At 68.6% G+C, this 9,115-nt stretch carries 14 protein-coding genes; 2 read left to right on the top strand and 12 right to left on the bottom strand.

From position 1 onward, the window contains the following. The 12 genes from AB0I71_RS26955 to AB0I71_RS26900 all read right to left on the bottom strand — a co-directional run. On the bottom strand, nucleotides 1-665 hold a 665-nt coding region (locus tag AB0I71_RS26955), incomplete at its 3' end, for a bifunctional DNA primase/polymerase (protein WP_357589210.1). Between the two features lie 89 nt (nucleotides 666-754). Next, nucleotides 755-973, bottom strand: a complete 219-nt coding sequence (locus AB0I71_RS26950; protein ID WP_357589206.1) for a hypothetical protein — start codon at nucleotides 971-973, stop codon at nucleotides 755-757. Further along, nucleotides 970-1,257, bottom strand: a complete 288-nt coding sequence (locus tag AB0I71_RS26945) for a hypothetical protein (protein ID WP_357589204.1) — start codon at nucleotides 1,255-1,257, stop codon at nucleotides 970-972. The genes AB0I71_RS26950 and AB0I71_RS26945 overlap by 4 nt, the downstream gene beginning before the upstream one ends. Next, nucleotides 1,254-1,502, bottom strand: a complete 249-nt coding sequence (locus AB0I71_RS26940; RefSeq protein WP_357589202.1) for a hypothetical protein — start codon at nucleotides 1,500-1,502, stop codon at nucleotides 1,254-1,256. Before AB0I71_RS26940 ends, AB0I71_RS26945 begins: the two co-directional genes overlap by 4 nt. A 141-nt stretch (nucleotides 1,503-1,643) precedes the next feature. Then, entirely contained in the window at nucleotides 1,644-3,848 is a 2,205-nt protein-coding gene (locus AB0I71_RS26935) for a cell division protein FtsK (protein ID WP_357589200.1), read from the bottom strand. Beyond that, a complete protein-coding gene (locus AB0I71_RS26930) occupies nucleotides 3,835-4,026 on the bottom strand; it encodes a hypothetical protein (RefSeq protein WP_357589198.1) in 192 nt (63 codons plus the stop codon). The genes AB0I71_RS26935 and AB0I71_RS26930 overlap by 14 nt, the downstream gene beginning before the upstream one ends. Beyond that, nucleotides 4,023-4,352, bottom strand: a complete 330-nt coding sequence (locus AB0I71_RS26925) for a hypothetical protein (RefSeq protein ID WP_357589196.1) — start codon at nucleotides 4,350-4,352, stop codon at nucleotides 4,023-4,025. Before AB0I71_RS26925 ends, AB0I71_RS26930 begins: the two co-directional genes overlap by 4 nt. A gap of 88 nt (nucleotides 4,353-4,440) precedes the next feature. After that, nucleotides 4,441-4,638, bottom strand: a complete 198-nt coding sequence (locus AB0I71_RS26920; protein ID WP_357589194.1) for a hypothetical protein — start codon at nucleotides 4,636-4,638, stop codon at nucleotides 4,441-4,443. Beyond that, complete coding sequence (locus AB0I71_RS26915; RefSeq protein ID WP_357589192.1) at nucleotides 4,638-5,510, bottom strand: ABC transporter permease; 873 nt, start codon at nucleotides 5,508-5,510, stop codon at nucleotides 4,638-4,640. Before AB0I71_RS26915 ends, AB0I71_RS26920 begins: the two co-directional genes overlap by 1 nt. Beyond that, a complete protein-coding gene (locus AB0I71_RS26910) occupies nucleotides 5,507-5,818 on the bottom strand; it encodes a hypothetical protein (RefSeq protein WP_357589208.1) in 312 nt (103 codons plus the stop codon). The genes AB0I71_RS26915 and AB0I71_RS26910 overlap by 4 nt, the downstream gene beginning before the upstream one ends. Nucleotides 5,819-5,847: 29 nt before the next feature. Beyond that, nucleotides 5,848-6,222 carry an RRQRL motif-containing zinc-binding protein gene (locus AB0I71_RS26905; RefSeq protein ID WP_357589190.1) on the bottom strand — a complete coding sequence of 125 codons (375 nt, stop codon included), beginning with the start codon at nucleotides 6,220-6,222 and terminating at the stop codon, nucleotides 5,848-5,850. Further along, nucleotides 6,222-6,470: a DUF6284 family protein gene (locus tag AB0I71_RS26900; RefSeq protein WP_357589188.1), complete on the bottom strand. Its 249-nt coding sequence runs from the start codon at nucleotides 6,468-6,470 to the stop codon at nucleotides 6,222-6,224. The genes AB0I71_RS26905 and AB0I71_RS26900 overlap by 1 nt, the downstream gene beginning before the upstream one ends. Nucleotides 6,471-7,377: 907 nt before the next feature. Between AB0I71_RS26900 and AB0I71_RS26895 the strand changes: the two genes are divergently transcribed. Together AB0I71_RS26895 and AB0I71_RS26890 are read left to right on the top strand one after the other, a co-directional pair. Next, nucleotides 7,378-8,544 (top strand): hypothetical protein, encoded by a 1,167-nt coding sequence (locus tag AB0I71_RS26895; RefSeq protein ID WP_357589186.1) that lies wholly within the window; start codon nucleotides 7,378-7,380, stop codon nucleotides 8,542-8,544. A 4-nt stretch (nucleotides 8,545-8,548) separates the two neighbouring features. Next, complete coding sequence (locus AB0I71_RS26890; protein WP_357589184.1) at nucleotides 8,549-9,100, top strand: cysteine hydrolase; 552 nt, start codon at nucleotides 8,549-8,551, stop codon at nucleotides 9,098-9,100. Nucleotides 9,101-9,115: the final 15 nt, after the last annotated feature.

The raw sequence follows: 9,115 nt of genomic DNA, 5'->3' as shown, positions 1-9,115 counted from the left end.
ACACCCCCCGGATCATCCACACGACAGGGGCAGAAAGTCATACCGGGCCGGGCGACCGAGGGTCCCCGGCTGGGGACGATCAAAAAGGTAACGGGCATCTCCCCTACCTGCGTGTCCCTGCCGGTCGCCCATCGGTATGGGCGTCCGGTGCGCGGGTGTACCGATGGTGGGAGTACGACGTAGCCGCCATCGGCTCTCACGTCGACACCGGGGCCGAGTCCTTGACCGGGCTTGCCTTGACTGCATGGCACCCGGTGGCCGGGGTGCCGGTAGTACAGGTGCCACCCACCCGACCCGGTGACCACGTATGCGGTCGGCGGCAGCAAGCCTCGGCCGATGAGGTCGGTCATGGTGGTACGGCCACCGTGGGCGGGGTCGATGTCGACCACGACGGTTCCCGACGCGGCACCCGTGCGTAGCGCTAGCTGTCCGTTGGGGACGGCGGCCACGATCGCGGCCACCCGCTCCGGGTCGGTGCTGGCCGCGTAGGAGCCGTGACAGGTCAGGCACGAACAGGCGTCCTGGTCGTGGGTCGGGTCTTCATCGGCTTTCGGGCAGGCCGGGCAGTTGGCCACGGGCCGTTTGGTGCGGCCGAGCATGAACACCGGCCACCCACGACCGGTGTAAGTCAGCGCGGCGGTGACCAGCTGGGCAGGGTCGGGCATAGGGAACTCCTTTCCGGTGCGGCGGTCCAAGCCCGGGGGCGCGCGGGCGCTGGCCACCGGGGGTGAGGGCGCGAAGCGCGCCGATCAGGTCATGCCGCCAGCGGCAGCGAACCGGAACGCGGCGGCCAAGCCGGGCGGCGCTGGGGGCGTTCCTGCGCGCAGGCGGCGCAGTCACGCCGTTGCAGGTAGACCGGCCGTCCACTACGGGTGCCGGTGCCGTCCACCCGCCGTCCGCAGACGTGGGGGTAGGGCTCGTCATCGGTCACCGGTCGGCTGAGCGCCGCGCTCGCGGCAAGCCACCGGTTCACCACCTCGGCCGGGGCCGAGCGGCGATCGCGGCACGGGTGACAGCGTTCCGCAGGTCGCCGAGTAACCCGACCAGCTGTCGGCGGGCGGCCACCTCGGCGGGGGCGAGGGCGACCCGGATGCGGATTTCGGCGTGGTCGCGGCCGGCGGTGGTCCGCACGCGCACGAGCACGGCCCGCGCCCGTGCGGGGATGTCGACCACGATTTCCGGGGAGCGGTGTTCGCCAAGGTTGCAGCGGTGGTCCCGCCCGCACCAGTCGGTGTGACCGGCGGTCCGGCGGTTCATCGGTGTGCCTCAGCGCGTAGCCGGTGAACCACGTTGTAGATGCGCCGTCCGGTGCGCAACCTGGTGCCTCGGTCGCAGCGGCGGCAGGCACGCGGCCGGCGCAGGAAGCGGGTGGTGGTCTGGCCGGTGCCGGCGCACCGTTGGCAGGTCTTGAACGGCGAGCTCCAGCACAGGATGCTGTAACCGAGCGTGACGGCGGTGGAGATGGTGGTGAGGGTGATAGCGGCGATGGTCAGGGGGTCCACGGCAGCCTCCAGGACCGGATTTGGGCGTGAACGGCTGTGAGCTGCTATCCGCTAGAGGGCAGCTCATGATTCGGTTTGGGTGCTAGCGGGGGTGCTAGCGCTAGCAGCACGGGCCGCTAGCGCTAGCACCCTGGCGGTGGGTCAGCCGACGGACCGCTTGCGGTCACGCTCCGCAATCGCCGCGAGTAGGTCGGTGTGCTTGATGCCGCGCCGCGTGACCGACTTGCCGTCGATACGCCGACCCACATCGCCGACCTTGATCAGCGGGTGGGGTTTGAGTGCGGTGGTGAGTTGTGCGGCTTCCCACCCGCCGTAGACGTCGGGTCGCAGTTCGGCGAGCAGACCGCACAGCGTGTCGTTCCATGCCGACTTCTCGTCGCCCGGCCACACGCGGGCCAGGTCGCCGAGCACGTCGGCCACCGGGGCAACCTGCCGGGTCTGCTCGTCCGGGGCCGGCAGCGTCCCGGCCGACTGGCGCAGCGTCACCGCGCGGGTGACGATGCGGGCGGCGGCGGTGGTGTCGACGTAGAACGACCGCACCGCCGACGCCTTCGGCCCGAACCCGCGCAGGATGCCCCACCCGGCCTCAATAACCGGCTGAAACACCGTGGCCCGGTACCCGTTCTTGTACGCCGACGTCCCGAGAATCATGTCGTTCGCGGTCTGGTCAGCCACCGACAGGCAGAACCGGGAGTTGACGTTGCGGGTGATGCCGGTCGGCAAGCTGTCCTTGTCCGGGATCTGCGTACCGATCAGGATGATCACCCCGAGCGCCAGGCCGAGCTTGATGACCTTCTCCAAGAGTTCCCCGGCGTCTTTGCCGTACTTGCTGGTCATCAGCTCTTGCAGCTCATCGAACCACGCCACCAACGGATGCAGGCCGGAGTCCTTGAGCGAGGCCAGTTCCGGGGTGACCTTGTTCTCCGGGGCCTTGCCCAACCTGGCGTAGTGCTCGATGCGCTTGGAGCGGCGGCGGCACTCCTCATACAGCCACTCGATGAACCCGAAGCACCGGGCGAGGGTGTCGTCGTCGAAACCGTTGCCGTACTCGGCCATGACCGGTTCCAACACGGCGAAGTCCCCGACGCCCTTGAGCTCGTATCCGCGAATCTCTGTGCGGGGGTCGAGGGCGGCGGCCAGGATCAGATCCCGCAACGCGAACGTCTTCCCCGAGCCCGGCTGACCGCCGAACAGGAAGTTGCGGAACATCAGATCCACCGCCACGGTGTCGAGGCGGGGCGTGGTGGCGAACGGGAACGGCTTGAACACGTCCACCTTCACTCCGGCGTTGAGCAGCGGCCACGCGGGTTGCTTCATCTGCGACGCCGGTTCATACCCGACCCACAACGCGAGTCGGCCGGTGTGGCCGGGGGCGGGTTCGGGCCACACCTGATCCAGCGGCAGGCGCATCGCCGACGCGAGCTTGCCCCGTCGGGCGACCACCTCGGCGGCTTCCACCCCGTAGGGCAGATCGACCACGGCCAGGTGACCGGGGCCGTCCCGATGGATGTCCACCGGGAAGCTGATGGCCTTCGGATCCTTGGCAACAGCGCTGTTGATGGCCGGCATTTGCAGCGACGTGAGGGCGCGGCGCACCAGGTCGGCGGTCAGCTTGCGGTAGCGGGTACCTTCGGTCACCCGGTCCGTGATCGGCCGGTCCGCCGGACGCCCACGGGTGGCCAGCCACGGCACCACCACCGCGCCGGCCACCGCCGACCACCAGCCCGGCCCAGCCGCGAGCACGATGACACCGGTCCCGGTCCCCGCGGTTCCGGCCGCGAGCACCCACCACCGCCACACCGACTGACGCTGACGGCGCGCGTCCAGCTTCAACCAGGTATCGGCGTCACCCCGCGACGCGGCGGCTTGCCGTAGGTCCCAGTTCCCTTCCTCAGCGGCAGCCCAGCGCAGGGCTTGGCCGATGCTGCGGACCGCGCCAACGGGTGCCCATGCCAGGGCTTTCACCGCGTACTTCGGCAACCGGACACCGTGATAAGCGACCACATACCCGGCGTCCTTGCTCTGATGCTTCACGGCGGCGCGCAGCGCACGGCCGGAACGCGCCCACTCGGCCAGGATCGGCCGACGCTGCTGCTGCCGGGCCACCACCTCGGCCGGAATGTCGTCGGCCATGTCCACCGGCCCACCGACCCGCTCCGGTCCCGCGTCAACCGTCTCCGCATCGGCGTCAGCGTCGTCGGCGGTGTCGGAGTCGACCGGTGGGCGGGGACGGGGCGCACGGCGGGCGCGGGCGTCGTCCAGGTCGACCACCTCGGCATCCGGCCCGGTGGTGAGGTCGGCTTCGGCGGCTTGCCAGTCGAAATGGTCATCGTCAGGGGCGGTCACGGCGGACCTCCTTGCGGGTGGCGGGGGTGCGGGAGGTTGGGCGGTGCTCGTTGTCGTTCCAGGTCCGGCCGCTGCCCTTGGCCGTGCCCGTGAAGCCGCCGCGTGACTTGCGGAAGCCGTTGAACACGTCAGTGCTGGGCGAGGACCGGGCGGCGGCGGACCGCTTCGGCGCGCTCACCGGCCCGCCCCTGCGGAATCGATGACTGCGATGGGGGCGCACAGACGGCCGTAGGTGTCGATCTGCCACCCGGTGGTGCGGGTCAGACCACGGGAGGCCAGGGCGGCGGCGATGGCGGTGAACTCGCGTTCGTCGGGCCGGTCGTAGTCCTCCATGCGCAACGGGAGGTCAACCCACTCGGTGCCCTCGCTGTAGTGGATAAGCAGGGTGTAGCCGCCGCACGCGGCGGCGGTGATCGTGGCCCGCAGCGGTGTGCCGATCAACAACGGGCGGCGGGGCCGCAACCGGGCTACGGCGTTCCGCAGCGCTCGCAGGGGTGACAACATCAGGTTCTCTCCAACGGTTGAGTGCCGGAACGGAGGGACCGGCGGCGCGGCGCGGTTTCCAGGCCAGAGGCCGCGCCGCCGGGCGGAATCAGTCGGTGATCGTGGTGCCGTCTGCGCGTCGCTGTCGCTCGTCGGCGGCCCATCCGTGGATCTCGCCTTGCACGTGCGGGGGCAGGCTGCGCCAGGCCGCGCGGGTGGCGTCGTCGCGGTGGGTTTGGGTCACGGCCCACTCGGCGAGAATGTTGATCAGGTCCTGCCCGGTCGCCTTTCGGCTGCTCTTGCCCATCAGTGGTCCTCTCGCACGAGGTGAGCCAGAGCGGCGCCCATGCCGAGTACCGCGACTGGCAGCACCGATACGGCGGTGGTGATCCACCACGGGGCACCGTCGGGTGGGGCGACGAGTAGGTGGTAGGCGACCTGTCCGGCTGCGCCGACCAGTAGTGAGGCGATGGCCGACCACTTGGCGAACCGGCGTGCCCGGTCGGGTACGCGGCCGGACAGCCACACGTACAGGGCGTACGCGCCGTACGTTTCGACACCGATCGGCAGGGTGATCGCGGTGTTGATCTGGAAGCTGTCCCAGATGCCGGGTAGCGGGTGCACTACCCCGAATCCGGTGAGTCCGCCGAGTCCGACCCACCCGGACCAGACCGCGACGAACGCGGGCAGGGCCAGCAGCACCACCGGCCACGCGGCCACCGGCCGCACCGGCTTGACCGCCGTGGGCGGGGTGGGCGTGTCCGGGTGACCGACCGTGCTGGCCTCGGCCGACGGCGCGGCCGGTGCGATCACCGGCGGGGCGGTGGGCGGTGGCGTGTGCTCGGGTACGGCCGGTACCGGGGCCGGGTCCGGGCCGATCGGCTCGGCGTAGTCCAACCGAGGCACCATCGGGCTATCGGTGTCGGTGCGGGGTGCCAGCACCGCACCCCGGACGGCCATCGCCGAGCGAAGGGTTTCGGTGCGGGTGTGCTCGGCGTGCTCGGACTTGAGCCGGGCCAACAGTTCATCGGCCTTGGGCGCTCCGATGCGGAACTCGCGCATCAGCCGGTTCCGTGACGGGAACTCCTGCCCGTCCAGCAGGGGCAGGGCGCGGGCGGCGGGCAGCAGCGTTTCGATGGGCTGCGGGTAGCGGGTGCCGTTGATCGTGGGGGCGGTCATCGGGCCACCGCCAGCGCGGCGAGCCGGTCGACGGTGGTCGGGTCGAGGTCGGGGCCGGTGGTGTATTCCTTGGCGTGGGCGTAGATCTTCCACCCGTGCAGGGTCGGGTAGGCGGTCATGACCTGCCAGGGGCGGCCGTCGTCGTCGGTGTCGGTGTGCTCGCTGCTCAGCAGGTCCGGGCTGTTGAGTCCGGCGAGGTGAAGCCAGGACCGTAGTTCGGCGATGCGGTCGAAGGACACCGCCAGCGATGCGCCGTCGGTGTGGGTGCGGATCTCAGTGGGGTCGGCCAACAGCAGGATTTCGGCCATCACGGCACGTCGGGGCTTGCGGGGGGTGTTCACGCGGATGCTCCTTCGGGGTAGGCGCAGTCGACGCACTCGCCGAGCGAACGCGGAATGCAGTACGGCCGGACCACGCCGCACACGCGGCAGGTGCGGCGGGCGGTCAGGGCGGCGGCGATGGCGCGCAGTTGGGCGGGGGTGGCGGTGCGCTTCGGCCGGGCCAGGTCGACCCGGTACAGGTAGGCGGCGCGGGTGCCACCGACGCCGCGCCACAGGATTTGGGCGGCGATGGGTTGGCCACCGGGGCGTAGGCCGGCGGCGCGGAGTTGACGGCGGGTGGCGTAACCCGGTGGTGCGCCGCGCCACCAGTAGGTGGGGATGCCGTACTTCGTCCCGTCCGGGTCGTAGTAGGCGGCGCGGATACGGGACATCAGGCGACGCGCTGCGGGTCGGTGGTGCGGGTGGCCACCTCGGCGGCGGCGCGGGTCACGCGGGCCTCGGCCCGGCGCAGCCGCCGCCAGTCCAGCGGCGAAGGGCCGCCGTGGTCCTCGGCGTAGATCAGGGTGATCTGCGCGTCCAACACGTCCAGCTCGGCGGCGATCAACGGCCACTCGGCGTCGATCGCGGCCAGGTCGGCAGCGGCCGGCTCGGCGGTGACGGCGGGGAGGTTGGTGATCACTTCGATCGGTTCCTTCCGTATCGGCGGGAGCGCACGGCCGGCGGGCAGGACCGGCAGTGCCGCTCGTCGGGAGCCAGCGGGGCGAGCCGTTCGCACCGGTTGCAGGTACGCCACACGGCGCTGTTGCGGGTGGTCACTCGAACGGCAGCGAAGACGCTCACGGTCATGACGGCTCACCTCCACATGCAGGGATCAAGACGAGAAAACCCGGGGGTGGGGCCGCGCGATATCGGCGACAACCCACCCCGGGACAGGTGCAGAGAGGCAGAAGACGGTCCGCGCGCCAAGACCCGACCCGCTCGGCCCGCTCGCTCGGGATCTACCGAGGTCGGCCACCGTGTAGCTCAAGGCGGGAATACCGCAAGCCAGATCAAACGCGGCGCTCCTGCTCTGAAGTTCTCAATGAACGACCGCACAGCAGGACGTAGGCGCGCAGTGCTGTTACGCACTGCCTTCCCCGGACCCCAACTGACGGGATACAACGTGGAGTTGTATTCGTGACGCTACAACGCCACGTTGTATTCGCGCAAGCACCTGTACCGCGTAGGCTTGTACTGATGACTGGCGCTGACCTGCCCGCCGACTGGTGGACGACTGACCACGTACGCATCTACCTGGCTTCGGTGGGTGCGCCGATCAGTCGCGCAACCTGGGCTTCTTACGTTTCACGCGGTCAAGCTCCCGGGCCTGACCGGATGTTCGGCCGGTCTCCGGCGTGGCAGCCCGAGACCATCCGGAAGTGGCAGGCCGAGAGGCCGCGTAAAGGCACCACCGGCTAGGTCGGATCATCTGGTGCCTCCTGTCCTCGGCTCCCGTCTGCTGCGGCACCTTGCTCGCCTGCCAATGAGACTGCCCGGCCGGCGTCGATTTGGGCATCTCCTACGCACGGACACGGAGGACACGGCTTATGTCCACTGAGGTCCCACGGCAGTACAAGCCCAATCTCGTACTGGTTAACCGTCGCAAGGCCGCCGGCTGGGAGTCACGCAAGCGCGCCGCACGAGAGCTGCACCGCGTAGGCCAACAGCGCGGCATCCGCGAGACACCCACGGTCGAGGCCATCGAGAAAGCGATGTACCGCCACGAGACCGGGCGCGTAGCGGTCACCGACCCGATCTACCGGCAGCTCTACTGCCTGGCGTACGACGCGAAGCCCCACGACCTGTTCGGCGAGCTAACCGGCAGCACCGAGGATCGCCCGCACTTCACGGCACGATCCCACAAGTTCGTGACGGCCTTCGTCGGCGCTGATGGCGCTGCCCGGCTGCGAGAGGTCGCAGGCTGCGCGCCAGCCGTGGGGGAGTGGCATACCTGCTCCTCGGCACCCGTCGAGCACCCGGAAGGCGACTGCACCCTCTACGTCTGGCCGTGCGGGTCGGTGGTCTTCCATCTCGTCGAGCCTGTGCAGTTGTCCACGACCGCGGCGCTAGCCGCGTGGCGGGTCGCCTCCTATGGAGACAACATCAAATGGGCAACCGATTACCTCGCGCCCACTGCGCCGGTCGAGGATGACTCGGCGGTGTACGTCCTTGGTGCGCACTGGGTTGTTGAGCCAGCGTGGCCGGCGGAGTTACTAGGAACCGCGCTACGCATCATGTCGACGCCGAAAGTGTTGCTGCACCGCGATCGGCCGATGGATAACGAACACTTGGCGCATGCCGAACTGGTCGAGCAGTCGTTGCTAGCCGAATCATACGATCACACAGGAATTGAATCATTCGGCACGCCGGGAATCTCAGTGGGCTACGCCTCATGGTCCGGAGTCGTGTACCACCCAATCTCTGCCGAACGCTCCCTAACCGAGCACGAAATAATCTCATGCGAGCTTGCGATCCAGTCTATGTGGGCGTATTGCGACGCGATCGCTCGGCAGGTAGAGCACGGAAGAGATCCACGAGTGCCGCCGGAATATGGATGGCGCTCTCTCCGGGGGGTGCGCTCCCGGCTCGCTGTTTCCCGCCTACGGGAGACCGGACAGCATCAGGCAATGCGCCGGGCAATCCTACGAACGTGTGACCTAATGCCAGCCTTAGACCAAGCCATCGAAACCCTCCGTGATACGGATCGAGGTTGAGCCAATGACATCCGGTCGCCCTGTACTTGTCGTAACCGACATGCAAAACGGATTCGTACGAGAGCAGTCAGCGCACATCGTTCTCGTTGTCGCCGACCTGGTAAGACGCTGGCAGAAGGCTGGCGGCGACACCCTATTTACGCGCTACCTCAATTATCCCGGAAGCCCCTTCGAGCGATTTTTTGGCTGGCACCGACTCCAATTCTCACCCGACATAGATTTAGTGCCCGAGTTGCGTCCCTATGTAGATCAGGGCGTAACGCTTGACAAGAGGATTTATAGCCCGTTCACCCCGGAGGGGATGGCGTTATTCAAGCAGCGCGGATGGGAAGAGTTCTACTTCTGCGGCATTGCTACCGAAAGTTGCGTCTTGAAGGGGGCCGTGGACGCATTCGAACACGACTTCACTCCATGGCTCATCACGGACGCGTCGGCGAGCCACGCGGGCACTGAGGCGCACGAGGCCGGACTACTGGTCGCGCGGCGCTTCATCGGACCTAAGCAGATAATAACGCGAGCAGACATTCCCCACATACTCATTGGCAACTCAACCTGACGTGGAGTTGACCCC

It is taken from the genome of Micromonospora sp. NPDC049891 (assembly GCF_040660295.1).
Classification (GTDB): domain Bacteria; phylum Actinomycetota; class Actinomycetes; order Mycobacteriales; family Micromonosporaceae; genus Micromonospora.
The sequence above is the reverse complement of the archived record's forward strand: the minus strand, read 5'-3'. Positions and strand labels throughout refer to the sequence as shown.

Coding starts and splice junctions, on each gene's coding strand:
- AB0I71_RS26945 (WP_357589204.1), bottom strand. CDS start 1,257: ATGAACCGCCGGACCGCCGGTCACACCGACTGGTGCGGGCGGGACCAC.
- AB0I71_RS26925 (WP_357589196.1), bottom strand. CDS start 4,352: ATGTTGTCACCCCTGCGAGCGCTGCGGAACGCCGTAGCCCGGTTGCGG.
- AB0I71_RS26920 (WP_357589194.1), bottom strand. CDS start 4,638: ATGGGCAAGAGCAGCCGAAAGGCGACCGGGCAGGACCTGATCAACATT.
- AB0I71_RS26915 (WP_357589192.1), bottom strand. CDS start 5,510: ATGACCGCCCCCACGATCAACGGCACCCGCTACCCGCAGCCCATCGAA.
- AB0I71_RS26910 (WP_357589208.1), bottom strand. CDS start 5,818: ATGGCCGAAATCCTGCTGTTGGCCGACCCCACTGAGATCCGCACCCAC.
- AB0I71_RS26905 (WP_357589190.1), bottom strand. CDS start 6,222: ATGTCCCGTATCCGCGCCGCCTACTACGACCCGGACGGGACGAAGTAC.
- AB0I71_RS26895 (WP_357589186.1), top strand. CDS start 7,378: ATGTCCACTGAGGTCCCACGGCAGTACAAGCCCAATCTCGTACTGGTT.
- AB0I71_RS26890 (WP_357589184.1), top strand. CDS start 8,549: ATGACATCCGGTCGCCCTGTACTTGTCGTAACCGACATGCAAAACGGA.